A 25,544-nucleotide genomic window follows, 5' to 3' on the forward strand; every position below is an offset into this window, starting at 1 on the left:
AGCACGGGCTGATCGAGCGCGAGGTGTTCGCCGAGGTCCCGCCCCGGGTGGTGTACAGCCTCACCCCGCTGGGCCGCGACGCCAACGGCCCGCTCTCCTGCTCAGGACCTGGGTTGAGCAGAACATCGCGCGCTTCCCATGAAATCATGAAATGTCCGATATGTCGGGCTAGCGAAGCGCCCGACATATCGTTACCCAGATGAACCCCCCGCTGCTGCCCGAAATCGCGCTCGACCTCGCCGGCGAGCACGTCCGGCTCTTCGACGCCACCGGCGGATACCGCAGCGACACGCCCCCGCCGTTCTGGCGCTTCGCGTGGCCCGGGGGAGTGGCTCTCGCAAGGTTCGTCCTGGACCGGCCGGACGTCGTCAGCGGCAGAAGCGTCGTCGATCTCGGCAGCGGCTCCGGCGTCGTCGCCATCGCGGCCAAACTCGCCGGTGCGCGCGAAGTCATCGCCGTCGACACCGATGCCGAGGCGCGAGCGGCCGCCCTCAGGAATGCCGCGGCCAACGACGTCGTCATCGAAACGGCCGCCGAGCCAGTGCCGGCCGACGTGATCCTGGCCGGCGACGTGTTCTACTCGGCGAGCGTCGCGCAGACGGTGCTGAAGCTCCTGCGCCGCGCGGACGCCTACATCGGCGACCCCGGCCGGGGGTTCCTGCCCGAGCGGCTCTTCGAGCAGGTGGCCACATACGACGTCCCCGTCCGCCGGGCACTGGAGGACGGGGACGTCATGCGCACCACGGTGTGGCGGCTCGCTACTTCCGCCGCTGCTTCGGCTGCTGGTCCTTGAGCCCGTCGAGGCCCTTGTCGAGCCCGGCCCGCCGCAGCGCATCGGCGAGCGCGCCGCCGCCCGTGAACGAGCCGCCGCCGCCCCCGGAACCGGAGCGGCGCGAGTCGCCGCCGCCACCGCGCGGACGGCCGCCGCCGCCACCGCCGCCGCCACGGGACTCGCGGTTCTCGCGGGGCTTGGACGCGGTGGTGGCCTCGTCCTCCAGGCGCAGCGTGAGCGAGATGCGCTTGCGCGGGATGTCCACGTCGAGCACCTTCACGCGCACGATGTCACCGGGCTTGACCACCTCGCGCGGGTCCTTCACGAACGTGCGCGACAGCGCCGAGACGTGCACGAGGCCGTCCTGGTGCACGCCCACGTCGACGAACGCGCCGAACGCGGCCACGTTCGTGACCACGCCCTCCAGCAGCATGCCGGGGGTCAGGTCCGAGATCTTCTCGACGCCCTCGGCGAACTCGGCGGTCTTGAAGGCCGGGCGCGGGTCGCGGCCCGGCTTCTCGAGCTCCTTCAGGATGTCCGTGACGGTCGGCAGGCCGAAGGTGTCGTCGACGAAGTCCGCGGGCTTGAGCCGGGCGAGCGCCGTGCCGTTGCCGATGAGCGCCTTGAGGTCCCCGCCCGTCGTCGCCAGGATGCGCCGGACCACCGGGTAGGCCTCGGGGTGCACCGAGGAGGAGTCCAGCGGGTCGTCGCCGTCGGGGATGCGCAGGAAGCCGGCGCACTGCTCGAACGCCTTCGGGCCGAGCCGGGCCACGTCCTTCAGCGCCCGGCGGTTGCGGAACGGGCCGTTGGCGTCGCGGTGCGCGACGATCGCGGTGGCCAGGGTCGAGCCGATGCCGGAGACGCGGGTCAGCAGCGGGGCGGAGGCGGTGTTGACGTCGACGCCGACGCCGTTCACGCAGTCCTCCACGACCGCGTCGAGCGAGCGGCTGAGCTTCGACTCGGACAGGTCGTGCTGATACTGCCCGACCCCGATCGACTTCGGATCGATCTTGACCAGCTCCGCGAGCGGGTCCTGCAGCCGCCGGGCGATCGACACCGCGCCGCGCAGCGACACGTCGAGGCCGGGCAGCTCCTGGGAGGCGTAGGCGGAGGCGGAGTAGACCGAGGCGCCCGCCTCGGACACCATCACCTTCACGACCGACAGCTGCGGGAACTGCTTGATCAGGTCCGCGGCGAGCTTGTCGGTCTCGCGCGAGGCGGTGCCGTTGCCGATCGCGATGAGCTCGACCTTGTGCTTCTGGCACAGCGCGGCCAGGATCGCGATCGACTCGTTCCACTTGTTCTGCGGCACGTGCGGGTAGATCGTGTGCGTGTCGACGACCTTGCCGGTGGCGTCGACGACCGCGACCTTCACGCCGGTGCGGAAGCCGGGGTCGAGGCCCATCGTGGCGCGGGTGCCGGCGGGGGCGGCCAGCAGCAGGTCGCGCAGGTTGGCGGCGAAGACCCGCACCGCCTCCTCCTCGGCCGCCTGCCACAGCCGCATGCGCAGGTCGATGCCGAGGTGCACGAGGATGCGGGTGCGCCAGGCCCAGCGCACGGTGTCGGCGAGCCACTTGTCGCCGGGGCGGCCCTCGTCGCGGATGCCGAACTTCGAGGCGATCGCCGGCTCGTAGAGCGACGGCGCCTCAGGGTCCTGGCTCGGCTCCATCACCAGGTCGAGGATCTCCTCCTTCTCGCCGCGGAACATGGCGAGGATGCGGTGGGAGGGCAGCTTGGTGTAGGGCTCGCTGAAGTCGAAGTAGTCGGAGAACTTGGCCCCGTCGGTCTCCTTGCCCTCGCGGACCTTGGAGACGAGCCGGCCCTTGCCCCACATCTTCTCGCGCAGCTCGCCGATGAGGTCCGCGTCCTCGGAGAAGCGCTCGACGAGGATCGCCCGGGCGCCGTCCAGCGCCGCGGCGGCGTCGGCCACGCCCTTCTCGGCGTCGACGAAGACGGCCGCGGCCGCCTGCGGGTCCACCGTCGGGTCGGCGAGCAGCCCGTCGGCGAGCGGCTCCAGCCCGGCCTCGCGGGCGATCATGGCCTTGGTGCGGCGCTTGGGCTTGAACGGCAGGTAGATGTCCTCGAGCCGGGCCTTCGAGTCGGCCGCGTTGATCTGCGCCTCGAGGGCCTCGTCGAGCTTGCCCTGGCTGCGGATCGACTCGAGGATCGCGGCGCGGCGCTCTTCCATCTCGCGCAGGTACCGCAGCCGCTCCTCCAGCGTGCGCAGCTGCGCGTCGTCGAGCATCTCGGTCGCCTCTTTGCGGTACCGGGCGATGAAGGGCACCGTGGCCCCGCCGTCGAGCAGGTCGACCGCCGCGGTCACCTGCCGTTCCCTGACGCCGAGCTCTTCCGCGATGCGCTGGTGAATCGAGACCGTCACGACCATGCATTCTGCCCCACGCGCCCCGCGAGGTCCCATCAGCCACAACACCAAATAACGCAACGGGTCAGTCACGCAAAGTAGTTTTTGAGGAAGCGTTATTGACCCCGGCGCACCACGTCTCCTGAATAGGTCCGACAGGAGGCGCGAATGAGCACGGCCACGGTGATCGCGGCACGAGCCGGTGACCAGCGGGCATTGGATGCCCTGGTCGGCGAGTACCTGCCGCTGATCTACAACATCGTCGGGCGCGCGCTGCAGGGGCACGCGGACGTCGACGACGTCGTGCAGGAGACGATGCTGCGGATCGTCGACGGGCTGCCGCGGCTGCGCGAGCCCGAGAGCTTCCGCTCCTGGGCCGTGGCCATCGCGATGTCGCAGGTCCGCGACCGCCATCGCCGCCAGACCCAGGCGCCGCTGGTCGGGGACTGGGCCGACCCGACCGACACCGCCGACCCCGGCGCCGACTTCGCCGACCTCGCGATCACCCGGCTGCGCCTGTCCGGCCAGCGCCAGGAGGTCGCCGAGGCCACCCGCTGGCTCGACCACGACGACCGCGAGCTGCTCTCACTGTGGTGGCTGGAGGCCGCCGGGCAGCTCGACCGGGAGGAGGTCGTCGACGCGCTGCACCTGACCCGCCAGCACGCGGCCGTGCGCATCCAGCGGATGAAGGCCCAGCTCGACGCGGCCCGGGCGGTCGTGCGCGCGCTGGCCGCCCGGCCCCGCTGCCCCGAGCTCAGCGCGGTGCTGCACACCTGGGACGGCCGCCCGAGCGCCCTGTGGCGCAAGCGGCTGGCCCGGCACACCCGGGAGTGTCAGCAGTGCGACCGGGCGTGGTCGGACATGGTCGCGGCCGAGCGCCTGCTGGCCGGCGTCGCGCTCGTCCCGGTCCCGTTCGTCTTCAGCGCCATGGCCTCGGGCGCCGGTGCCGGGACCGCGGCCACCACGACGGCCGCGGTCAGCACGGGCAAGGCCGGCGGGCTCAAGGCGGTGCTGTTCGGCTGGTTCACCGCCTCCAAGCCGGCGCTGGTCGGTCTCGCGGCGACGGCCGCCATCGCCGGCACCGCGGGCGCGGCCTACGTCGCCACCCAGGGCGACGAGAAGCCGGCCGTGGTCGCGGCGGCCCCGTCCACCAGCGCCGCCCCGCCTCCGGCCAGCGAGGCGCCGTCCGCGCCGCCCAGCAGCGCGCCGCCCAGCGCGACCCCGGCCAAGAGCACCGTCGCGGCGCTGCCCCCGCCGACCAGGAGCGCCAAGAAGGGCGTCAGCACCAACGACAAGTTCGGCGCGAGCAACGGGCCGGCGATCAAGGACGTGCGGGCCGGCTGGTACTACGACTGGTCCCCGACCCCGATGTCCGGCGTCTCCGGGGCCGAGTTCGTGCCCATGATCTGGGGCGGCGGCAACGTCAGCGGCGACCTGGCCAAGGCCAAGGCCAACGGCAAGACCCTGCTCGCGTTCAACGAGCCGGATCTCAAGGAACAGTCGAACATGACCCCGCAGCAGGTCCTCGACCTGTGGCCGCAGCTGCAGGCGACCGGGATGCGGCTGGGCAGCCCGGCGCCCGCCTACGGCGCGGACACCCCCGGCGGCTGGTTCGACCAGTTCATGCAGGGCGTGAAGCAGCGCGGCTACCGGGTCGACTTCATCACCCTGCACTGGTACGGCGGCGATTTCGGCCCGAACGCGGCCAACCAGCTCAAGACCTACATCCAAAACGTCTATAACCGCTACCACCTGCCGATCTGGCTGACCGAGTACGCGCTGATGCGCTTCGACAACGGCACCGTCTACCCCTCGACGGACCAGCAGGTCGCGTTCGTCAACAGCTCGACGGCCATGCTCCAGGGCCTGTCCTACGTCGAGCGGTACAGCTGGTTCCTGCTCTACACCAGCAAGTCCGGCGACACCGGCCTCTACAGCAACGGCACCACCCCCACCCAGGTGGGCGCCGCCTATCGAGCCGCAGGAGGATGACCATGGACGCGAGATCGAGTGGGGCCGCCACGCTGCTCGCCGCTCTCAACGAGGCGTGCGAGGACTTCCAGCGCTTCGGCCAGCAGGCCGCGGCGACGCACGGGCACATGCGGGGTCCGCTGCACTGGGAGCTCATCGGCCGCATCGGCCGGATCGGCCCCGGCGAGTCGCCCTTCGCGCTCGTCGGGGTCGTGCTGCGCTACGAGCGGACCACCGTGGACCTGGGCGTGGACGTGTGGGTGCGCGAGGGGAACTTCGAGGTGAGCGGGTACGCCACGGTCGACGGGCGCCGGATGCTCATCGACCTGCCCGACGTGCTCACCGAGGACGTCGACGAGGCGATCGCGGCGCTGCGGGAGTACACCCGCCGCCTCTGCGCCCACCTCAGCGTGCTGGACGAGGTCGCCTGAGCGTCCGGCTGAGCAGGCGCCTGAGCCGAGCGAGGCACGCAGCCGCACGACCAGCGCCGCCAGGCCGAGCACCGTCGTCGCCGCGCCGCACGCCACCAGCGTCGTGGCCGGGCCGGCCGCCTGCACCAGCGGCGCGCCCAGCAGCGTGCCCAGCGGCGTGGCGACGACGAGCACCGCGCCGCGCGCGGCCAGCACCGGCGGCAGCCGGTCGGGCGGCACCAGCCGCTGGTAGAGCGACATGCTCGCGGTCGGGAAAGGCGCCCAGGCGAGCCCGGTCAGGGCCAGCGTGAGCAGGTCGGCCCAGCGCGGCAGGCCGAGGCCGAGCGGCAGGAGCAGCAGGCCGAACGCGAGCACGGAGCCGATCGCGGCCGGCCACAGCGGCAGGCGCGCCAGGTGCCCGATGGTGATCGCGCCGATGACGGCGCCGACGCCGAAGGAGGCGTACAGCATCGCCACCTCCGGCGCCGAGGACACGAGGAGCGGCACGGCCACCGGCACCGGCCCGAAGAGCAGGAAGAACCCCGCCGACAGGGCCGTGAGCGCGAGGAGCCGCCGATCCTTGCGGATCGCGGCGAACCCGGCCGAGCGGCGCCCCCGCCGGGGCAGCGGCGCCCGCGCGCCCACGAGCGCGAACGAGACGGCCAGCACCGCGAAGGTCACCGCGTCGGCCGCGAGCACGGCGGGCGCGCCGAGCCAGGCGATGAGCAGCCCGGCGAGCACCGGCCCGGCCACCGTTGCGGCCTCGTTGAGCAGCGTGAGCAGCGCGTTCGCCGGCACGTGGAGCTCGGCCGGGAGGACCTGGGCGACGAGGGTGTACCGCCCCGCCGACCCCCACGCCGACAGCAGCGCGGAGCCGGCCAGCAGTGCGGTGTACCGGCCGATGGTGAGCGCGCCCGCCCAGGCCAGCACCGGCACGGCCCCGAGCAGCAGCGCGCGCAGGCCCGCGTCGAGCGCGGCGAGATGCGCCCCGCTGCGGCCGCGCAGCAGCGGGGCCAGCAGCACCGCGCCGAACGCGCCGGGCAGCGTGTACGCCGCGATCGCCAGCCCGATCCACAGCCCGCGCTGCCCCGGCGGCGCGCACTGCAGGGCGAGCCAGCCGATCGCGACCGCGCTCATCCCGTCGCCGAGCGCGGAGAGGGCCAGGCCGGGCAGGACCCGGCCGAAGACCCGGTCGCGCACGACCGGCCAATAGGGAGGCATCGATGTAATTCTGGCCCATGGCGGGCATGGGGGTCGATGCCTCGTGAGGTTTGCTACACCCCGCCGGGGCGCAGCCGGGGCAGGCGGGAGTCGACGTCGGGCACCGAGTAGCCCAGCGCCCGCAGCCGCGCGCTGACGTCCTCGATCGGCTTGCGGATCTTCTGGGCCGCGGCCAGCAGGTGGTTGAGCGGCACCGGCTGGGAGGCGTCGAGCCACGGGCGCGAGCCGTCGAGGTCGGTGCTGGCCAGCAACAGGTCGTTCGGCTTCACCGAGTCCACGGCGATGCTCGAAAGATCCACGTCCACGGTGTACCCCAGCGTCTCCAGCCGGGCCGCGATCTCGTGCACGGGCCGGCGCACCCGCCGGGCGGCCTGCAGCAGGTGCGGCAGCGGCACCTGCTCCTCGATGTCCAGCCACGGCTGCGACCCGTCCAGGTCCCGGCTGGTGATGAGCAGGTCGTCGGGCTCCACCTGGTCCAGGGTGGGCCCGGCGCCGTGCAGGCTCACCGCGTAGCCCAGGAACGTGAGCCGGGCGGCGATGTCGTGCACGCTGCGGCGGGTCCGCTGGGCGGCGCGCAGGACGCGAATCGTCGGGATCGGCTTCATCGGGTCCAGCCAGGGGTCCGAGCCGTCGAGGTCCTCGCTGGTGATGGTCAGGTCGTCGGGCTCGAGGTGGTCGATGAGGATCGCGTCCGGGTCGACGTCGACGCGGTACCCGCACGCCGAGAGCCGTGCCGCCACCTCCCGCACCTCGCGGCCGGTCGCCTCCGCGGCCCGCAGCAGGTGGATCAGCGGCACCGGGCGGGACGAGTCCAGCCACGGCTGCGACCCGTCCAGGTCGCGGCTGGCCAGCTGCAGGTCCTCCGGCTCCAGCTTCACGACCTCGATCGCGTCGAGGTTCCCGCCGAGGGAGAAGCCGAACGAGCGCAGCCGCGCCGCGACCTCGGTCACCGGCCGCGACGCCCGCTCGGCGGCGCGCAGCACGTGCACCGGCGCCACCTCCTCGTGCAGGTCCAGCCACGGCGAGGTGCTGTCGAGGTCGCGCGAGATGAGCACCAGGTCGTCGGGCTCGGTGGTGAGCGTCTCCCAGCCGCTGACCAGCGGGTAGCCCAGCAGCGCCAGGCGGGCCGCGGTCTCGTCGGCCGGCAGCCCGACGTTGTGCGCGGCGCGCAGCAGGTGCAGCAGCGTCACCGGCTCCCGCGGGTCGAGCCACGGGTGCGAGCCGTCCAGGTCCCGGCTGGCGATGGTCAGGTCGCGCGCGTCGAACTGCTCCAGCGGCAGCACGTCGACGTCCACGTCCACCTCGAAGCCCAGCTGCCGCAGCCGCGCCACCACCTGGTGCACGGTCCGGCCGCTGCGATGGGCGGCCCGTAGCAGATGCACCAGATGCACCGGCTGATCGGGCTGCAGCCACGGCCGCGTCCCGTCCACGTCCCGGCTGGTGAAGATCAGGTCGTCGGGGTCCACGCCCACGGACTCGGCGCCCACCGACGGCTCGAAGCCGAGCGCGTCCAGCCGCGCGGCGATCTCCGGGGCCGAGCGGCCGGTCTTGCGCGCCGCCCGCACGAGGTGCACGAGCGGCACGATGTCCACCGGGTCCAGCCACGGACCGGTGCCATCGACGTCGACGCTGAGCAGCAGCGCGTCGGACGGCCGGGCCCGCAGCGCCCGCTGCCACTCCGGGCCGGGCCGCAGCACCTTGCGGTAGCGCCCGCCCGCGGCCAGCGCGGTGAGCCGCCACTCGACGAGCTCGTCCGGGCCGCCGACCGGGCCGTCGTTGGCCACGAAGCAGCCGGTCACCGCGGCGTCGACGGTCTCGCCGTCCATCTCCCACCGGCCGTGGCCGCGCTCGATCGCCTGCTCGTAGATCAGGTCCGCCACGAGCGGGCGGACGGGGGCGAGCCGGCACAGCCACTCGTAGCCCAGCAGGGTCGTGCCGGGCGCCGTGAGCGCGGGGACGGCCTCCCAGAGCAGGCGGTCGACGTCGTCCTCGCGGTACGCCAGGATCTTCGTGCGATCGACGGACAGCCGCGGCGCCAGGTCCCGGTTGAGGTTGACCACCGCCCCGAAGATCTCCCGGCCGGCGTAGAGCCCGTCGGCCAGCAGCGCGCCGTTGTTGCGGCACCACCAGACCCGCGACCCCTCGGCCGCGACCACACCCGGCCCGACGCGATCCTCCTCGTCCTCGTCCTCGCCGAGGCTCGCGGCCGCGCTGGACAGCACGCCGGGCGACCAGCCCTGGCTCTGCACCCCGTCGGTCGCGTCGGTGGCGAACTCGGCCACCCACAGCAGCTTGCGCAGCTCCTCGACGGCGCTGACGGTCACGCCGTCGCGCAGGTGCAGCCGGACCGTCGTGCCCGTCTCGGTGCCCGGCCCGAGGTCCTGGATGCGAAACAGGCTGCCCGGCCCCGCGATCGAGACCCGCAGCCGCTCGCCGGACTGCCCGTCACGGCCCATCCGGCACGTCTGCACGGTCAGCTCGTCGGCGAGCATGAAGTAGCTGAGCACACCGATGCCGAAGCGGCTGTTCGGAAACAGCTGCACCGGCGGGTCGAGCCGCGCCCACTCGGCCTGCTCCTCCAGGAACTCGGGCAGGTCGGCCAGGCGCACGCCGGCCTGCGAGAAGACCTCGCTGAGCTCGCGCACGCCCATGCCGATGCCGTTGTCGGAGCAGTCGAGGTAGCCGCGGCCGTGCTCGTCGACGCCCTGGGTGAACGTGATGTGCCCGTCCCACGGGAGCGTCCGGTTGTGGGCGCGGGTCAGGTACTCCGTGCGCGCCTCGCGGTATCGGCAGGCGTCCAGCGCGTTCTGGTACAGCTCCCGGATCGCCAGTGCCGGGTCACCGTAGAGCTGTTCGCCCATGAGCAGCTCACGGACCCGGTCCTCGGCCAGCCGGAAGCGCACGCCGGCGGACTGGTAGGCGGGCACGCCGTCGCGCACCAGCGGCCCGACGTCGTCGGTGGCGGCCCGGTTGGGCAGGTGCCGCAGCGGCAGCAGCGCCTCGTCGCGGCTCGCCGCCCGCTGCGCCTCGGCCAGCAGCTGGTTCAGCGTGTCGATGTGCGCGCGCAGGGCCACCTCGATCGACGGGTGCGCGCACGCGGCCGTGAGCACCATCGTCGCGCCCCGCAGGTCCCAGCGCGAGTCGCGGACGGTCTGCAGCACCTGCTCCGCGGTGACCGGGTCGCCGATGCCGAGGTGCTCGCCGACGACCTCCGGCAGCACGGTGACCTCGATCGCCAGGCCGCGCGCGATGGCCAGCAGGAAACCGACGAGCCGCTCCCGCACCTCCCCCTGCCGCGACAGCAGCGACTCGGGCCGGTCGTGGCGGTTGAGGAACGCCGGATCGGCCCGGATCGCGCGCAGCAGCTCGGCGGTGCGCGCGTCCTGCGGCGCGCCGGTCAGCGCCGCGATCGTCGCCGGCTGGTAGGCCTGCGGGCGGCGGCCGATCCACCGGTGCAGCAGCCACCAGCCGAGCTCGGCCGCGGTCTCGCGGCGCCCGGCGCGGATCGCGGCCAGGGCCCGGCGGTGTGGCTGCGCATAGGTCTGCGTGAAGCGCTCGAACGCGGCCCGGTCGCTGCTCGCGTCCTGCGAGGGCTCCAGGTCGCCGGGCTGCACCCCGCGCTCCTGGGCGGCCAGGCCCGACCAGAGAGCGTCATGCAGCAGCGGCAGCGTCACCAGCAGGAACGCCTCGGGTCCCGTGAACCGCACGTCCGGCGGCAGCAGGTCGACCAGCTTGCTGATCTGGTCCGACATGCGATCGCCGAAGTCGTCGTCCTGCCACGGGTCATCACCCAGCGAGGCCGCGGCCCGGCCGCGCGCGGCGGCGAGTTCCCGCACCAGCGCAACGGCTTGGTCACGATGCGTCGACGCATCGTCCACACGACCCCAAACCGTATGCTGCCCCGCGATCGTTTCCCAGCCCGTTGGCACCATGCGGGAAAACTTACCGGGGGATCGCAACGCACTGCGCGTAAGACCGGGATTGGACTTCCGGCCGGTCGCCTTTTGTTGCGCGAGCAGCTACGGTGCTCTCGGCTTTCTTCGGCTCCTTGAGGGGGATCACGGCATGTCCGTCGCTGGAGACGGGGACAACGCAGGCGATTCGGGCGCGCAGCCCCCACTCGCGGGCCCGCTGCCCCCCGCCGCCGGTCCCAACCCCCGCCACCGCGTGCCCCCGACGGCCTCGGCCGCCGCGCGCGTGCTGCCGGAGCCGTTCACGCCGCCGAAGCCGACGATTCCGGCGGTGCCGCACCAGCGCCGCCCCGACGGCCCGACCGCTGTCGCCATGGCGCCGGTGCCGGTCAGGGACGACGAGCCGGACCCGTCGCCGGTGGCGACGCTGGCCGGCGAGCGGCGCGCGGACGCGGCCAACCTGGGCGACGCCGAGAACCTGGCGTTCATCGTCTCGCTCCCGGGCATCTCCAACGACCCCGAGCTGACCGCCGACCCCTCGCCGGCCCCCGACCCCTCGCCGACCGCCGACCCCTCGCCGGCCGTCGACTCGGAGTCGGCCGTCGATCCCGAGTCGGCCGCCGATCCCGCGCCCGCCGTCGATCCGGAGCCGGCGGACGAGACGGTGGTCGAGACGGTCGAAGGCGAGCTGCTTCCCGTCGGCCCCGTGGTTCCCGCCGACGACTCCCCGACGGTGGCCGACTACCGGGCCCCGGCGCTGGCGATCGTCACGGACTACGACCACGAGGACGCCCAGGACTACCGCGGCAGCCGGCGCCGGCGAGTGATGCCGTGGAAGAAGTACCCGGTCGGCGCCGTCGCCGTCGCGGTGCTCCTGCTGCTCATCACCGGTGCCGTGGTCTTCCAGGCCATGCGCGGCGACGGCTCCGGCGGCAACGACAACGCCCTGCCGGGCCAGGTCCCCGGCGTCGACATGCCCGGCGGCCGGGTCCCGGTCGGTGCCGCCGGCGCGTCCCCGTCCGCGTCGGCGGAGGCGACGGACGACCCGGCGACCGACGCCGCGGCCCCGACGACGACCCGCGCCCACGCCGCGACGACCGCCCCGGCCGCCTCCCAGCCGGCGTCCCCGTCGACCGCCCCGCCGACCGTGACCAGGACGACCACCCCGCCGCCGCCGGTCCAGCCGACCCAGGGCCGCCTGATGGGTGCGCAGTCGCGCAAGTGCCTCGAATACCGCCCCGGCTCCGCCAACCGCGTGGTCATCGACGCCTGCGGCGACGCGGCCCAGGTCTTCCGCGTCCAGGGCAACGCGGCGACGGGCGCGACGCTGCTCGCGGACAACGGCTACTGCCTCGACGTGGTGAACCGGGACACCGCGAACGGCACGCCGGTCCAGGTGTACCCGTGCAACGGCACCCCGGCACAGGTCTTCGTGCGCCGCTCGGACAACACGTGGCAGAACCCCAACGCGAAACGCTGCCTGACGGCGGCCGGCACCGGCTCGGGCTCAATCGTGGTCATCTGGGACTGCGCGGCCGCCCCGAGCCAGATCTGGACCATGCAGTAGCTTCGTGAATGCACGTGCCGATGCGCCGTGAATTCGGCGGCGATCGCTTGGTCCCGAGCAATTTCCGGTGCTAATGTGAGTTGCGGACGTGCGGTTCCGGTTCATTCACGATTCATTCAACCATGAGTCCCGGAATGCGATCGCCGAATATCATCCTCGACGCCCATGATGGATCCTTGGTCGCCCGGCTCCGGCCGGTGCGAAGGCGTTCATGAGGTCGGGTGAGCGATGGGCAGACTTCCTGCCGGTCGCGTCGTTTCGGCGCGACCGCTGATCGTGACCGGCGCATTGCTGGCCGCCGCGCTCCTCGCCGGCGTGCTGGGCCTGGCCGGGATCGGCGCCGCGGAAATCGCCACCGGCACGCGCGCGCCCCGGGGCTGGGACGAGCTGAGCGACGCCTTCTCGGTGGTGAACGGAATCTTCTCGGCATTCGCGTTGATCGTGGTGCTCGCGACCCTGTGGGTGCAGTTCAACGAGCTGCGCATGCAGCGTGCGGAGCTCAGAATGCAACGCGAGGCGGCCGAACAGTCCGGCCACGAACTGTTCCGCACGTCCGAGTCGACGCTGCGCGCCCTGCACATGCAACTGCTGCGGATGGCGATCGACGACGAGGACCTGGCCGAGGTGTGGCCCGAATACCGCCCGGAGATCACACCTCGGCAGCGCAAGCAGTTCCTCTACGCCAACCTCGTCCTGTCACACGTGAACCTGAGCTACCGGATCGCCGACCGCGACGAGCGTGTATGGCTCGAGACGATCGTGGAAGTCTTCGAAAGCCCGGTGGTGCAGCAGTTCTGGGAGTCCGTGCGGGAAACCCGGCTCCGCGTTCGCGAGGGCGACCCGCTGAGCCGGGAGTTCGACCGGATGTGCGAGGAGGCCTTCCGCCGAGCCCGGGCGCCGGGCTAGGCGTCCGGGATGTCGCGCTTCGCGTGCAGCATCGTGTCGCGGGTGATAACCACAATGCGTTCGTAGTCGGCGACCCCGGCGTCCGGCGGAAGATGCGCGGACAGCTCGGCCGTCATGTCGGTGCCGATCACGGCGAACCGTCCGTCGGCGAGCTCGAAGATGTCAGGGCAGCTGAACTCCTGACGGGAGCCGCGCTGGTACGGGGTCGAACCGAGGCGGCGAGCAATCACGGAGCGCTCCATCACGTCCTTTCGGTGGGGTCGCGCTGCGAGCGCGCATGCAACGCCGCGGACTCTACCGGAGGAGCAAATCGGGCACGTGTCTCCACGCCCCGGGTGCCGGCTCATCAGCCGTACGAGCACCCACCGAAGGAAATTGGCCGGCACGCATCGCGACCGTCACGGTGTGGACGTCGTCAATCCGTGTGGGAGCGGGCGGCCAACTCCGCGGCTAAGCGAGGCGCGCCGGGGACGCCGGCCGTGGTCGCGGCTCAGCCGGATGTCGTTGGGCAGATTTGAGAAGCTCGCCTCGCTCCACGATGCCGGCATCCTCACGGATGAGGAGTTCGTGGCGAAGAAGGCTGAGTTGCTCGGGCGCCTCTGACACTCGAGCAAGCCAGTCTTCGCTCGGATCACCGAACGCGGACGGACCGCTCAAGATGGAGATCCGCCGTTGCAGTATTAAGGGTCATGAGCGTGGCATAGAGACGAAAAAAAGCCCGGTTGCTACTGAGTAGCAACCGGGCTTTCTTGATGCTTCTATCTCGTCCTGGGCGCCCTGCGGCGCCCTGGTGGAGTATCGCCACGTTGAATGGATAACTCCTGTTGCAGATTGCTGGCGATGCTGATGATTGTTCCGGGATCGTCCGGGAAAAACGTCTGCTCCCGGTATGTCACGCGTGCGTCAGGGTTGCCCGTAGCGCGGGCAGCTAACCCCTCGGGGAGGTACATCACGACCTGGACGCCATCCACGACGGTTGCCACCCCCACCGCGAACCCGTCCGGGCGCTCAAAACGACCTAACTTCAGGCCCCCATCGCCGACTTTGATGGCCTCAACTTTCACCTTCGATTCAAGCAACAGTTGGCGCCTGCCGGCCACGTCTGCGGCCTCCCACAACTGCCGGTAGGTCTGACCGGTACCCACATTGCGAACAGTCGGCGGCTGTTCGGGGAGCGCCGATAGCTCGTCAATTTTGGCCTCGGTTGCCACAATCCGAGGCTCATACACGGCGGCCACAGCCGCGGACTTGCCAGCAGTGCGAGCAATCAGGTCGTCAAGTGTTCGCCGCAAGTCTTCCAGTTCCGCCGCGTAGCTGACACCGGGTACACGCTCGGTTCGGGTCATCTCTAAGTCTCCGATGGCGGTCATGATGGCATCGGAGATGATGGCCTCAAGCTTTTCCGCCCGAATGCTCGCTTTCGCCTCACACTTGACACGCCGGGACCAGTTACCGCCACAGCCGTAGTAGCGATACTCGTATAGAACCTCGGATTTGTTCGCGTTCTTTTGCCTCATGGTGCGGAGGTACATAGGCTCGCCGCACGCGGCACAGAAAGCCACATCCAAGAGCATGCTTGCCCCGGTCACCCGTTGCCGAGTCCCGTTCTTGGAAAGACGCTCCTGAAGCGCGTTCCATTGGGCAGCACTGATGAGCGGCTCAGCCCTTTTCGGGTCAACAGGCACCGCGTCGTCGCCGGTGATGGATTCAAACGTGTATTCGCCCAGGAGGGCCCTGGAGCGCAACATTTTGCCAACGTTGACCTGTGTCCAGGAGGTCCCGCCCTTTGGGGTCGGAATGCCGCGCTTGTCAAAGTCCAGCTGAACCGCGTACGCAGGTTCACCCTTCAACACCCGGTCAACAAGCTCCGCGACAATCGGCATTGTGTCCGGGTTTGGCTCCAGGACCCACCCGCCGGTTTTCAGGCGCACCGGTTGATATCCGTACGGGTACCTGCCACCAGGCCAACGCTTCTGCTCGTACATCTCGGTGCGAGCGTCGTTTACGCGCTCCTGAATGATGCTGGCCTCTAGCTCAGCGAACACAGCGACGATGGTTGCCATGGCTCGGCCCATGTTGGTGCTCAGGTCGACTTCGCCGGTGGTGCTGACGAGGTTCTTGGGCTTATCGATGGCCGGCAAGCGGTGGTGCTGGAAGGCTGCTCCGCGGTCCGGCTGGAGCCAGTTGACCATGGTTGCAAAGTCGCCAACCGACCGGCATAGCCGGTCAAGCTTCCAGAAGATCAGCGCGTCCCACTCATCCGGACGCTGGAGCCACGGGCCTAGGTCCGGTCGGTCCCACGGCGGAACCTTGGCAGCCGACACCCCCAAGTCCTCAGCCCAACCAACGATGGTCATCCCTCGCCGTGCAGCCTCGGCCACAACGGCGTCGCGTTGCCGGTCCGGGCTGGTGCTTGGATCGTTCGGATGTCCGGAGTGTCGGGAGAGCCTGACTACGCCGAGGGCACGCACCCCGGTTGGTACCCGTCTGGTCGCCATGAGCGGGGAGCGTACGGCTTAAACAAAGACTTACCAACGCAGGCCCCTGAGCCTAGAGTCAAGCCGTTCCGCAGGGATAGATCATCTCACCGGCCCGAATCTCCGCCTCAAGCCTGTTTTCCCAGGGTGCAAGCGGACACTGATATAAATGACTGTATGCGCACGAGGGGTTGTACGCGTAATTGAAGTCCAGCCGCACCCGGCCGTCCGGCAAGGTGACCACGCCGCGGCCGTGGGTGCCCTTCACGGTGTCGGTCAGGTAGCGGCCCGCGCCGTAGGTCTCGTGGCCGCTCGTGCCGTCGCGGAAGGGCAGGAACAGGCCGCCGCCGTAGGCCTCGAGCCAGAACAGGGTCAGCCGGCCCCACGGGGTGTCGAGGATGCCGGCTCGCTCGTAGGTCAGGACGCCGTCCGGGCCGCCAGTGGCGATCTCCAGGGAGCCGGACGCGGGCGTCAGGGGCACCGTGGCGACGAACTCGTCCGACGCGGGGAAGTAGCGCAGCGGGCCCGGCGCGGCCGACTGGGAGTGGGTGGCGAAGAGGTCGTCGCGAAGGGCCCGGAATCCCGCCAGGTCCTCGTCGGAGAGGTACATGGCGGCGACCCGGGCCCGGTAGTCGGCCAGTGCGAGATGGTCCACGCCCCCGAAGTTACCGCCGCAGCGGCGCTCCGGCCGCGTGGAGGTGGCGAAGGGCCTGGGCGTAGGAGTCCACGAACGTGGCCGAGTGGTACGGGACGCCGATCTCGGCGCAGTACCGCTGCACGATCGGCTGGGCCTTGCGCAGGTTCGGCGTGGGCATGTTCGGGAACAGGTGGTGCTCGATCTGGTAGTTCAGGCCGCCGAGCGCCACGTCGAGCCACACGCCGCCGCGCACGTTGCGCGACGTGAGCACCTGCTTGCGCAGGAAGTCGAGCTCGTCCTCGGACGTCAGCACCGGCATGCCCTTGTGGTTCGGGGCGAAGGTCATCCCGAGGTACAGGCCGAAGAGCCCCTGGTGGATGAGGATGAACGCGATCGCCGTGCCGGGGGAGAACAGCAGGAAGGCGGCCGCGAGGTAGGCGGCGATGTGGCCGTACAGCAGGAAGCTCTCCAGCCGGCGGCGCTGCACGGTGGGCAGCGCCCGCGCGCTCGACACGTGCAGGTTGAAGCCCTCCAGGAGCAGCAGCGGGAGGAACAGCAGCGCCTGGTGCCCGCCGATGACCCGCGCGAGGCCGCCGGCGCGCTCGGCCTGCCGCGTCGACCACACGAGGATGTCCGGCGCGACGTCCGGGTCGTGCTCCTCGTGGTTGGGGTTCGCGTGGTGGCGGGTGTGCTTGTGCATCCACCAGCCGTAGCTCATCCCGATGCCGGCGTTGCCCGCGAGCATGCCCAGCGCCTGCGACCAGCGACGGCCGCGGAAGACCTGCTTGTGGGCGAGGTCGTGGGCGACGAGGGCGACCTGGGCGTACGCGACCGCCAGCACGGCCGCGAACCACAGGCTGTGCGTGAGCGCGAGCCCGGCCCAGCCGCCGGCGTAGAGGGCGACGACCAGGGTGAGCCGCAGGGCGTAGTAGCCGGGCCGCCGCTCGAGCAGTCCGGCCGCGCGGATCCGCTGGGACAGGGCGGTGAAGTCGCTCGTTCGCTGCGCAGAGACCAGAACTGTCATGGCGTTCAGCGTTCCGGCTCCATGGGCCGTGATCGAACCCGTCAGCCCCCGCGATTGATGGTAGTGCTGCCCCCACCCTTAAGGGTCGATAGGTTTGACGGGTGCCATTGCTCATCGGCTCCTACGCAGACCAGTACTCCACCTACGACGACGACTTCAAGCCGCTCGCCCCGCCGGTGCGCTCGCCCGCGCCGAGCTTCCTCGCGGTGGGCGCGAACGGGGTCCGGTACGCCGTCGGCGAGCTCGACGACGGGCAGGTCTCGGCCTTCACCCCCGGCGGTGAGCTGATCAACACGCTGCCGACCGGCGGCGGTTCCCCGTGCCACGCCGCGGTCGCGGACGGCCGGCTGTTCGTGGCCAACTACGGCACCGGCAGCGTCGCGGTGTTCGCGCTGCGGCCCGACGGCGGGCTCGATCGGCAGACGGACCTGGCCCAGCACGCCGGGGCGAGCGTCAACCCGGACCGGCAGGAGGGGCCGCACGCGCACCAGGTGACCCCTCGTGGCACGATGCTGCACGCCGTCGACCTCGGCATGGACGCGATCGTGCACTACCGCGTCACGCCCGAGGGACGCCTGGAGCACCTGCGCACCACGACGGTGCAGCCGCTCGGCACCGGCCCGCGGCACCTCGTGTTCCACCCCGACGGGCGCGTGTTCGTCGCCAACGAGCTGGCGTCGACCGTCTCGACGTACACCTCCGGCTTCGAACTGCTCGACGTGAAGCCCGCCTGCCTCGTGCAGCCGGTCGGCGACAACCTGCCCAGCGAGCTGGCGCTGTCCCGCGACGGCCGGCACCTCTACGTGGCCAACCGCGGCAACGACACGATCACCACGTTCGCCGTCGAGGGCGGCGGCCTGCTCCCCGTCGACGAGGTGAGCACCGGCGGCACCTGGCCGCGGCACTTCGCGGTGCTGGACGGCGCCCTGTGCGTGGCGAACCAGCACTCGAACACCGTGGCGGTCCTCGATCTCGATCCCGACTCCGGCATACCGTCGCCGGCCACCGTCGTGATCGAGCATCCGTCGCCGAGCGCAGTGATCCCCGTCGTTGTCTGATCCCGGGCGATCCTGTGGATGATGCGGCACCGAAGGCTTGCTGAACCGGCGTTAGGTGCCGCACCATCGATGCATGGGTGAGCTCGTGGCTTTGCCCAAATCGGGCGACGTGTTCGAAGACCGCCGCGGCGGCGACCGCACCATGCGGGTGACGGGCCACCCGGAGCGCGGCACCGTGGTGGTCTCGCTGTGGGTGGACAAGATCTGCCGGGCGTCGTTCCAGCTCGCGGAGGACGACCTCCCGCGGCTGCGGGAGGCCCTGGCCGAGATGCGGTTCGACCGGCCGGCGGACGCGCTCTCCGACACGGCCTGACCCACGGCCTGAGAAAGACGGCGCCGAAAGGTCCGCGTCGGGTGACGGCAGGCGATGGCTCGGGTCCGTCGGGGTGCGGACCGTTGCTCCCGCCAGACACCGCTCGGCGCTGCGCGCCGACGCTGCCAGGTCCGGGGGTGGTCGCGCTGAGCCTGATCGGGCCGGCGCGAGCGTGCGCCGGCGCTCAGACGGCCTCGCCGGTCGCGAGCTTCGCCTTGTCCGCCGCCTCCGAGCGCGGGTTCCGGTTGCGCTGCCGCGGCACCCGGGTCTTGGGCAGGATCGTCGACGCCGTGATCCCCGCCTGCCGGGCCGCGTCGAGCGTGTCGCGAAGCTCCGCGGCCTCCGCGGCCACCTCCGCCGCCTCCTGGGCCAGCGCCGCCGCGGCCACCACGGCCACGTCCGCCGCCTTCACCGCGGCGCGCTCGGTGGCGGCCGCCGCGTCGTAGAGCCGCCGCGCGCGGCTCTCCGCGCTGCGGCGCAGCTCGACCTCGCGGGCCGCGAGCTCCTGCAGCGGGTCGGCCCCGGCGACGCCCTTGAACACCTGCTCGAGCGCGTCCACGGTGATGTCGCCGCGCTTGAAGGCGTCCAGGGCCGCGCGCGAGACCTCGCGCTTGGTCTCGTCGTCCTGCTCGAGCACCGGCTGCCGGGGCTCGGCCGCGACCTGCCCGGCGGCCTGCAGCGCCTCCTGGTAGGCCTTCTGGGCCACGTCGAACACGTTCCACGCGTGCTCGCGGGCGGTCTGCGCGGCCAGGCTGCGGGCCTGCGCCTCGACCACGGTGAGCTGGGCGCGCTTCGCGGCGGCGGCGGTCGCGGCGGCCTGGCGGATGAGCTCGCCGGCCTCGACGCGCAGCCGGGAGCGCTCGGCCGGGCTCAGGCTCGCCTCGGCCTGCTCGACGGCGGCCCGGCGGTCGGCGCGGTTGAGCCGGTAGAGGCTCCAGCGCGACAGGAACGCGGCGAGCAGGACGAACAACACGATGACGGCCATCAACCCGACCCAGAGCACGATGGCCCCGGTGACCGGGTCGAGACCAAAGATTCCGCGCCCGCCCGTGAGGGTCCACGGCAGGTCGCGGGGGGATTGTGCCAACGTGGCGGGGGTGTCAATGGCCACGGCGCGACCTCCGGCTGTGCGTGTCGCCTCAGCGTAAACGCCGCGCCCCGGGTGGGCACCCCATCGAGACGTGACTATTCGGCGAAGTTACGTACACGAATAGTGACCATCGGGCAAGAATGCGCCGCTCACCGGCGTGTCGGGCGGCGTGTCGCGGTCGTGGGCCGTGCCGATGGACGGGTGGGTGTCCGCGACTTGTCACCACATCGTGATCGGCCGGGAAATCGATTGTCCGTCCGCGGGGTGATCGCTAATGTCCCGCGCATGTGCTTGCGTGTCGTGTGCCTGCCCCCCATTCGGTAGCGGGCAGGCGAAGAGACCACAGCACCCGGCGGCGTGACCCCCGGGTCGGTGGCGGCTGCCCGCGTTCGAAACGCGTCCAGCCCAGCCGATGACCCGGGAGCACACCCGTATGCGAAATTCCGTTGGCCTCAATCTGTCCTGCATTGCCGTCGCCGCCGTGTCGTGGGGCCTCGGCGGCTTCGTGGCCGCCGTGCTGTACGACCACAGCGGCCTCGGCCCGATCGCCGTCACGTTCTGGCGCTACGCCGGCGGCCTGGCCCTGCTGGCGGCGCTCCGCCCGTTCCTGCGCACCGCGACCGGCCGGCGAGCCAAGCCGGCGACGCGCATCCTCAACGGCCTCGGCATGGCCGTCTACCAGACCGCCTACTACGTGGCCATCGCGCTCGGCGGCGTCGGCATCGTCACCGTGGTCACCCTCGGCTCCGGCCCGATCCTGATCGCCATCGGCGCCCGCCTGTTCCTCGGCGAGCGTCTCGGGCGGGCGGGCTCGGTCACGGTTGCCGCCTCGGTCGCGGGCCTGGTCCTGCTGGTCCTGCGCAGCCCTGGCGCCGGGCCGCACCCCCTGGCCGGCATCGCCGTGGCCCTGGTCTCGGCGGCCGGCTACGCCGCGGTGACGCTGCTCAACCGGGCCCAGGCCGACGACCCCTTCGACTCCGCCCTCAGCGGCTTCGCCGTCGGCGCCGTGGCGCTGCTGCCCATCGCCGCGTTCGAGGGCCTGCTGCCGAGGGCGGACGGCCTGGGCGAGACCGTGGCGCTCCTGGCGTTCCAGGGCGCGGTGCCCACGGCCCTCGCCTACGCGCTGTTCTTCCGCGGGCTGACCGTGGTGCGGGCGACGACGGCGTCCGTGGTCGCGCTGAGCGAGCCCCTCGCGGCCGTCGCGCTCGGGGCCCTGGTCCTGCACGAGCGGCTGACCCCGTGGTCCGCCGCCGGCGGCGCGATCCTGCTGGCCTGCGTCGCCGCGCTCGCGGTGCAGGAACGCCGGTCGGAGCACACAGGTTCGGGGCGCACAGGTTCGGAACACCCAGGTTCGGAGCACACAGGGTCGGCGCGCGCAGGGTCGCAGCACAGCGGGCCGGAACACGAAGGGCCGGACGCTCAGCGCCCGGCCCCGCGAAAAGTCGGCAGCTAGCCGACGATGCCGCTGAAGAAGGGCAGCGCGCCCTGGGCCAGGCCGCCCACCACGGGCAGGCCCGTCACCACGGGCAGGGCCTCGGTCTGTGCGTGCCGCGGCGCGTAGGAGTCCGACTCCGCGTGCCGCGGCGCGTACGCCGCCGACTCCGTCACCAGCGGCAGGTTGCTCGCCGCCTGCGGCAGGGCGCCCGTCGTCGGCACGAGCCGGTTCGCCACCGCGGTCGTGCTCACGCCCGGCGTCGGGCCCACGCCGCCGATGACCGGCACGCCGGTGACCGAGTCGTTCTTGAGCACGTCGCTGCCGCCGAGCGGGAGGTCGTCCACCAGGGGCAGGCCGCCCGCCTCGGTGGCGCCGCGGCCCGCGCCCGGCAGGCCGCCGCCGACCGGGAGGCCGAGGTTGTCGACGGGGTTGAGCGTGCCGCGCACCGGCAGGCCGCCGTCCAGCAGCGGCAGGCCCCCGACGAGCGGGAGCCCCTCGGTCTTGCCCTGCTTCGCCTTGCGGGGCGACGGCTTGACCCCCGGGAACGCGGTGGAGGTGTCCGCGATGGAGGTGCCCTGCAGCGTGTCGGTGCCGGGCAGGCCCAGCTGCGACAGGTCCGTCAGCCCGCCGACGAGCGGCAGCGTCGCCAGCGAGTCCTCGGTGCCGGCCAGCGACGGCGCCTGGCCCGCGCCCGGCAGGGCGTTGGCGGCGACGGCGTCGGTCGGCAGGGCCGGCAGGTTCGGCAGCCGGCTCGACGTCGTGCGCGGCAGGCCCAGGCTGTCGGTCGGCACGAGGCTCGACACCGGCAGGCCCTGGAGCATGCCCGGAACGGCCTGGCGGTTGACGCGGTTGGTGCTCAGCGGGGCCGCCGTCGTCGCCTCGGTGCTGGTGTCGATGCGGTCGGTGTGCGCCTGCAGCTGGAGGGACTGGTTGTTCGGGCCGCCGGCGGGCGAGAACAGGTCGTCCAGCTGACCGGGCGCCAGCGCGGTGTCATCGGCGTGTGCGGCGCCGGCGCCGAGCAGCAGCATGCCGCCCGCGATGCCGACGGTCCCTACCGTCCGGCGAAGCCACGTGTTCATCCTCGAAAACCAATCTGGTCGACAATGCGATTCGCCGGGACCAACGAGATCGGGGGTCTTCGGAAACTGGTGATCTTCGCTAGGATCGCGCGGTGACGTCCGAGTCGTGGCTGATGAGGCGGTTGCGAGGGAACCTTCCACGCGTTCAGGCGATCACCCGTCCGTGGTCGATCGAGCCGGTCGGCGGCCCCGAGCGGCACATCGTGCACGCCCCGGCGAAGCGGGTCGTGGTGTGCGGGGACGACCCGCTGGCAGTGCGGCTGATCAATGAGCTGGTCCTGCAGTACGGGGTGCGCGTCACCGCCATCCTGCCCAGCACCCGGCGGCGGCACGGCCCCGACATCGCCCGCCTCGTGGCCGAGCACGGCGGCCGGGTGGTCGAGGCGGAGAAGCCCGACACCGAGGCGTTCGAGCGGGCCGACCTGGCCGGGGCCGACGCCCTCGCGCTGGTCAAGCAGGACGACATCGGCAACCTCGACGCGGCCCTGCAGGCGCAGGAGGTCAACCCGCGCATCCGGCTGGTGATCCGGATGTTCAACCTGCGCCTCGGGCACAGCGTGCGGCGCAACTTCGCCGACGTGCGGGTGCTCTCCGACGCCCAGATGGCCGCGCCCACCTTCGTCTCCGAGGCGCTGGGCGAGGTCGCGCCGGTGCACGTCCGGGTCGCGCAGCGCACCCTGTTCGTGGCCCGCCGCGCCGAGGTCCGCCCCGACGACGTCGTCTGCGGCCTGGCCCGCGGACGGGCGGACGACGAGCCCGAGCTGCTGCCCCGGGAAGGCGCCGACCTGGTGCTGGCCGTGGCCAACGGCGAGCGCGCCGCCACGGTGCTCGAGCGCGGCGAGCGCCCCGACCGGGCGCCCGCGGTGCGCGAGAGCCGGTTCCGCCGCTGGTGGCGCCACCAGCTGCGCCATCCCCTGCACGCGCTGCGCGGCCTGGTGAGCCGCAAGCTCTGGCTGACCGCGCTCGTGCTGGTCGTCATGCTCGTCGCCGGCACCGCGGTCATCGCCCACTACAAGCACGTGAGCTGGTGGAACGCCGCCTACGTGACGCTGCTGGCCGAGCTGACCGGGGCGAGCCCCGAGCTCGAGTCGCACTGGCCCGAGAAGGTGGTCACCACCCTGCTCGGGCTGGTCAACGTGGCGCTGATCCCGGTGATCACGGCGGCGGTGGTCGAGGCGGTGGTCAACGCGCGGCTGGCGCTCGCGCTCGGCCGGCTGCGCGAACCGGTCTCCGGGCACGTGGTCGTGGTCGGGCTCGGCAATGTCGGCACCCGCGTCATGCACGCCTTCGTCGACCTCGGCGTGCCCGTGGTGGTGATCGACCGCAACGAGAACGCCCGGGGCGCGGAGGCGGCCCGCAGTCGCGGGGTGCCGTTCATCGTCGGCGACGCGAGCAACGTCGAGGTGCTGCGGGCCGCGTCCGTGGACACCTGCCGGGCGCTGGTGGTGGTCTCCACCGACGACCAGGCCAACCTCGAGGCCGCGCTGGAGGGCCGGACGCTCAAGCCCGACCTGCGGGTCATCCTGCGGCTCTTCGACGGCCGTTTCGCCGACCGGGTGCAGCGCGCCTTCGGCATCACCGCCTCGCGCAGCGTGTCCTTCCTGGCCGCCCCCGCCTTCGCCGCCGCCCTGCTCGAGCGGGAGGTGATCGGCACCATTCCGGTCGGCCGCCGGGTCCTGCTGCTCGCCGAGGTGCCGATCGTCGCCGGCTCGCGGCTGGACGGCCGCCCGGTCGAGGCGGCCCAGGACGTCGGCGAGGTCCAGATCCTCGCGGTCGCCACCGACGAGGAGCGCCGGACGGTCTGGGCCCCGCCGGGCTCCTACGTGCTGCGCGCCGGCGACCTGCTGACCGTGGTAACGACGCGGCTCGGGCTGGGTGGCCTTCTGGCCCATACCGGTGGGACGGTCGACCGCATTTCCTAGCCGGGCGGTCAGGGCGGCCGGATCCCGATCCCTTCTGCGGGGATCGGTCGTTGAATGGGCGGATCGCCCGATTTAACCCTCCCTCCGGCGGGCGTATCCCTTCTGCTCTGCGAACCCATGGAAGGACGCGCTCATGCGGCGTAAGTCGTTGCTGGTGGCAGGGGTCTGTGCCCTGCTCGGAGTCACCGGGGCGGGGGTCGCCATGGCCTCCTCCGGATCACCGCAGCCGCAGAGAGCGCCGGCCGCCGCGCCGCAGCTGCGCCTGTTCCACGACGTGTCGGGGCTCGAGGAGCCGGGCGCGACCCCGACCGGGGTGCTCGAGTCGGTGACCGGCGGCAGCATCGAGCAGGCCGCTTCGCGCACGTTCGCCTACGCCGGCGCCGACTACGTCAAGGTGCACTTCTCGCGGCTGGCGCTCGGCGACGGCGACAAGGTCGTCGTGAGCGACGCGAGCGGGGCGGAGCACTACGAGTACACCGCGGAACAGCTGAGCGGTTCCGACAACTGGACGATGTCGGTGTCGGGCGACCGCGCGGTCGTGCGCGTGCAGAAGGCGGGCAAGGACGTCTTCGGCATCCGGTCGCGGCTGGCCGGCATGGGCGTGACCGTCGACAAGGTGGCCCGCGGGCAGACCGCGGCCGAGCGCGCCAAGGCCGACGCCGACCGCAAGGCCGCGCTCGCCGCCGCGCCGCACGAGGAGAGCATCTGCGGCCGGGCCAACGAGACCGAGAACGCCGCCTGCTACAAGTCGTCGGACCCGGTGGCGTACGCCAACTCGAAGCCGGTCGCGCGGCTGCTCATCAACGGGGTGGAGCTGTGCACCGCGTGGCGGGTCGGCACCCAGAACCGGATGCTGACCAACCACCACTGCTTCACCACGACCCGCGAGGCGCGCAGCACCGAGGTGTGGTTCAACTACGAGTGCGCGCAGTGCAACGGTGGCAGCACGCTGCGCCCGGTCAAGGTCATGGGCGACCAGGTGCTCGCGACCGACGACATCCTCGACTACACGCTGTTCAGCGTGAAGAACTTCGCGCAGATCCAGCAGTTCGGCTACCTCCAGATCGACGACCGGGCGCCGGTGCGCGGCGAGGAGCTCTACATCCCGCAGCACCCGCGCGGCGCCCCGACGGTGATCACCACCCAGGACAGCACCGAGCGCAGCGGCAACTGCGCCGTGAGCGACCCGTCCTACGACGGCTACGCCGCCAACACCGACATGGCGTACTTCTGCGACACCGACGGCGGCTCCTCGGGCTCCCCGGTCATCTCCCGCCGTACGAACAAGGTCATCGCGCTGCACCACTTCGGCGGCTGCCCCAACTCGGGCGTGCGCATCGACCGGATCGCCGCCCAGCTGCGCAACCTGATGTAGAGAACCTGTGCAGG

General features: G+C 71.9%; 20 protein-coding genes. 11 read left to right on the top strand and 9 right to left on the bottom strand.

What is annotated here, in order from left to right:
* Nucleotides 1-23: 23 nt before the first annotated feature.
* Nucleotides 24-203 (top strand): hypothetical protein, encoded by a 180-nt coding sequence (locus ACQP2P_RS02400; RefSeq protein ID WP_433612832.1) that lies wholly within the window; start codon nt 24-26, stop codon nt 201-203.
* Nucleotides 200-793 (top strand): class I SAM-dependent methyltransferase, encoded by a 594-nt coding sequence (locus tag ACQP2P_RS02405; RefSeq protein WP_433612834.1) that lies wholly within the window; start codon nt 200-202, stop codon nt 791-793. Before ACQP2P_RS02400 ends, ACQP2P_RS02405 begins: the two co-directional genes overlap by 4 nt.
* On the opposite strand, the gene ACQP2P_RS02410 is transcribed toward ACQP2P_RS02405, so the two are convergent.
* Nucleotides 759-3,158 (bottom strand): Tex family protein, encoded by a 2,400-nt coding sequence (locus ACQP2P_RS02410; RefSeq protein WP_433612836.1) that lies wholly within the window; start codon nt 3,156-3,158, stop codon nt 759-761. The genes ACQP2P_RS02405 and ACQP2P_RS02410 overlap by 35 nt on opposite strands.
* Before the next feature lie 144 nt (nt 3,159-3,302).
* On the opposite strand from ACQP2P_RS02410, the gene ACQP2P_RS02415 reads away from it, so the two are divergent.
* Nucleotides 3,303-5,126: a sigma-70 family RNA polymerase sigma factor gene (locus ACQP2P_RS02415; protein WP_433612838.1), complete on the top strand. Its 1,824-nt coding sequence runs from the start codon at nt 3,303-3,305 to the stop codon at nt 5,124-5,126.
* On the opposite strand, the gene ACQP2P_RS02420 is transcribed toward ACQP2P_RS02415, so the two are convergent.
* Nucleotides 5,105-6,736: an MFS transporter gene (locus tag ACQP2P_RS02420; RefSeq protein WP_433612840.1), complete on the bottom strand. Its 1,632-nt coding sequence runs from the start codon at nt 6,734-6,736 to the stop codon at nt 5,105-5,107. The genes ACQP2P_RS02415 and ACQP2P_RS02420 overlap by 22 nt on opposite strands.
* A 53-nt stretch (nt 6,737-6,789) precedes the next feature.
* Complete coding sequence (locus tag ACQP2P_RS02425; protein WP_433612842.1) at nt 6,790-10,614, bottom strand: HD domain-containing protein; 3,825 nt, start codon at nt 10,612-10,614, stop codon at nt 6,790-6,792.
* A 187-nt stretch (nt 10,615-10,801) separates the two neighbouring features.
* Here ACQP2P_RS02425 and ACQP2P_RS02430 point away from each other — a divergent pair, with 187 nt between their 5' ends.
* A complete protein-coding gene (locus ACQP2P_RS02430; protein ID WP_433612844.1) occupies nt 10,802-12,214 on the top strand; it encodes a ricin-type beta-trefoil lectin domain protein in 1,413 nt (470 codons plus the stop codon).
* Between the two features lie 288 nt (nt 12,215-12,502).
* Nucleotides 12,503-13,120 (top strand): DUF6082 family protein, encoded by a 618-nt coding sequence (locus ACQP2P_RS02435; protein WP_433612846.1) that lies wholly within the window; start codon nt 12,503-12,505, stop codon nt 13,118-13,120.
* Here the strand turns inward: ACQP2P_RS02435 and ACQP2P_RS02440 are convergent.
* Nucleotides 13,117-13,362, bottom strand: a complete 246-nt coding sequence (locus ACQP2P_RS02440) for a hypothetical protein (protein WP_433612848.1) — start codon at nt 13,360-13,362, stop codon at nt 13,117-13,119. The two genes, ACQP2P_RS02435 and ACQP2P_RS02440, sit on opposite strands and share 4 nt — an antisense overlap.
* A 256-nt stretch (nt 13,363-13,618) precedes the next feature.
* On the opposite strand from ACQP2P_RS02440, the gene ACQP2P_RS02445 reads away from it, so the two are divergent.
* On the top strand, nt 13,619-13,723 hold the full coding sequence (locus ACQP2P_RS02445) for an SHOCT domain-containing protein (RefSeq protein ID WP_433618927.1): 105 nt from the start codon (nt 13,619-13,621) through the stop codon (nt 13,721-13,723).
* 155 nt (nt 13,724-13,878) lie between these two features.
* On the opposite strand, the gene ACQP2P_RS02450 is transcribed toward ACQP2P_RS02445, so the two are convergent.
* Genes ACQP2P_RS02450 through ACQP2P_RS02460 form a run of 3 tightly spaced genes read right to left on the bottom strand, consistent with a single transcriptional unit; the run spans nt 13,879 to nt 17,258 of the window.
* The gene (locus tag ACQP2P_RS02450; RefSeq protein ID WP_433612850.1) at nt 13,879-15,618 is read right to left on the bottom strand and encodes a recombinase family protein; all 1,740 of its coding nucleotides are present in this window, start codon (nt 15,616-15,618) and stop codon (nt 13,879-13,881) included.
* A gap of 58 nt (nt 15,619-15,676) precedes the next feature.
* Nucleotides 15,677-16,252 carry a DUF1684 domain-containing protein gene (locus tag ACQP2P_RS02455; RefSeq protein WP_433612851.1) on the bottom strand — a complete coding sequence of 192 codons (576 nt, stop codon included), beginning with the start codon at nt 16,250-16,252 and terminating at the stop codon, nt 15,677-15,679.
* Between the two features lie 10 nt (nt 16,253-16,262).
* Entirely contained in the window at nt 16,263-17,258 is a 996-nt protein-coding gene (locus tag ACQP2P_RS02460; protein ID WP_433612852.1) for a fatty acid desaturase family protein, read from the bottom strand.
* 101 nt (nt 17,259-17,359) lie between these two features.
* Here ACQP2P_RS02460 and ACQP2P_RS02465 point away from each other — a divergent pair, with 101 nt between their 5' ends.
* Both ACQP2P_RS02465 and ACQP2P_RS02470 read left to right on the top strand, forming a co-directional pair.
* Nucleotides 17,360-18,316, top strand: coding sequence for a lactonase family protein (locus ACQP2P_RS02465; RefSeq protein WP_433612854.1), 957 nt, complete (start codon nt 17,360-17,362; stop codon nt 18,314-18,316).
* A gap of 73 nt (nt 18,317-18,389) precedes the next feature.
* Nucleotides 18,390-18,629 carry a hypothetical protein gene (locus ACQP2P_RS02470; protein WP_433082610.1) on the top strand — a complete coding sequence of 80 codons (240 nt, stop codon included), beginning with the start codon at nt 18,390-18,392 and terminating at the stop codon, nt 18,627-18,629.
* 184 nt (nt 18,630-18,813) lie between these two features.
* On the opposite strand, the gene ACQP2P_RS02475 is transcribed toward ACQP2P_RS02470, so the two are convergent.
* Nucleotides 18,814-19,740, bottom strand: coding sequence for a hypothetical protein (locus ACQP2P_RS02475; RefSeq protein ID WP_433612856.1), 927 nt, complete (start codon nt 19,738-19,740; stop codon nt 18,814-18,816).
* A gap of 412 nt (nt 19,741-20,152) precedes the next feature.
* Between ACQP2P_RS02475 and ACQP2P_RS02480 the strand changes: the two genes are divergently transcribed.
* Nucleotides 20,153-21,172, top strand: a complete 1,020-nt coding sequence (locus tag ACQP2P_RS02480) for a DMT family transporter (RefSeq protein ID WP_433612858.1) — start codon at nt 20,153-20,155, stop codon at nt 21,170-21,172.
* On the opposite strand, the gene ACQP2P_RS02485 is transcribed toward ACQP2P_RS02480, so the two are convergent.
* A complete protein-coding gene (locus ACQP2P_RS02485) occupies nt 21,169-22,233 on the bottom strand; it encodes a hypothetical protein (protein WP_433612860.1) in 1,065 nt (354 codons plus the stop codon). The two genes, ACQP2P_RS02480 and ACQP2P_RS02485, sit on opposite strands and share 4 nt — an antisense overlap.
* Before the next feature lie 92 nt (nt 22,234-22,325).
* On the opposite strand from ACQP2P_RS02485, the gene ACQP2P_RS02490 reads away from it, so the two are divergent.
* Nucleotides 22,326-24,155, top strand: a complete 1,830-nt coding sequence (locus tag ACQP2P_RS02490) for a potassium channel family protein (protein ID WP_433612862.1) — start codon at nt 22,326-22,328, stop codon at nt 24,153-24,155.
* 133 nt (nt 24,156-24,288) lie between these two features.
* Nucleotides 24,289-25,530, top strand: a complete 1,242-nt coding sequence (locus ACQP2P_RS02495; protein ID WP_433612864.1) for a trypsin-like serine peptidase — start codon at nt 24,289-24,291, stop codon at nt 25,528-25,530.
* Nucleotides 25,531-25,544 lie beyond the last annotated feature (14 nt).

It is taken from the genome of Dactylosporangium sp. CA-139114, assembly GCF_050955725.1.
Taxonomy (GTDB): domain Bacteria; phylum Actinomycetota; class Actinomycetes; order Mycobacteriales; family Micromonosporaceae; genus Dactylosporangium.

Coding starts and splice junctions, on each gene's coding strand:
- ACQP2P_RS02445 (WP_433618927.1), top strand. CDS start 13,619: ATGTCGTTGGGCAGATTTGAGAAGCTCGCCTCGCTCCACGATGCCGGC.
- ACQP2P_RS02485 (WP_433612860.1), bottom strand. CDS start 22,233: ATGAACACGTGGCTTCGCCGGACGGTAGGGACCGTCGGCATCGCGGGC.
- ACQP2P_RS02430 (WP_433612844.1), top strand. CDS start 10,802: ATGTCCGTCGCTGGAGACGGGGACAACGCAGGCGATTCGGGCGCGCAG.
- ACQP2P_RS02460 (WP_433612852.1), bottom strand. CDS start 17,258: ATGACAGTTCTGGTCTCTGCGCAGCGAACGAGCGACTTCACCGCCCTG.
- ACQP2P_RS02420 (WP_433612840.1), bottom strand. CDS start 6,736: ATGCCTCCCTATTGGCCGGTCGTGCGCGACCGGGTCTTCGGCCGGGTC.
- ACQP2P_RS02495 (WP_433612864.1), top strand. CDS start 24,289: ATGCGGCGTAAGTCGTTGCTGGTGGCAGGGGTCTGTGCCCTGCTCGGA.
- ACQP2P_RS02410 (WP_433612836.1), bottom strand. CDS start 3,158: ATGGTCGTGACGGTCTCGATTCACCAGCGCATCGCGGAAGAGCTCGGC.
- ACQP2P_RS02415 (WP_433612838.1), top strand. CDS start 3,303: ATGAGCACGGCCACGGTGATCGCGGCACGAGCCGGTGACCAGCGGGCA.
- ACQP2P_RS02480 (WP_433612858.1), top strand. CDS start 20,153: ATGCGAAATTCCGTTGGCCTCAATCTGTCCTGCATTGCCGTCGCCGCC.
- ACQP2P_RS02470 (WP_433082610.1), top strand. CDS start 18,390: ATGGGTGAGCTCGTGGCTTTGCCCAAATCGGGCGACGTGTTCGAAGAC.
- ACQP2P_RS02405 (WP_433612834.1), top strand. CDS start 200: ATGAACCCCCCGCTGCTGCCCGAAATCGCGCTCGACCTCGCCGGCGAG.
- ACQP2P_RS02450 (WP_433612850.1), bottom strand. CDS start 15,618: ATGGCGACCAGACGGGTACCAACCGGGGTGCGTGCCCTCGGCGTAGTC.
- ACQP2P_RS02440 (WP_433612848.1), bottom strand. CDS start 13,362: ATGGAGCGCTCCGTGATTGCTCGCCGCCTCGGTTCGACCCCGTACCAG.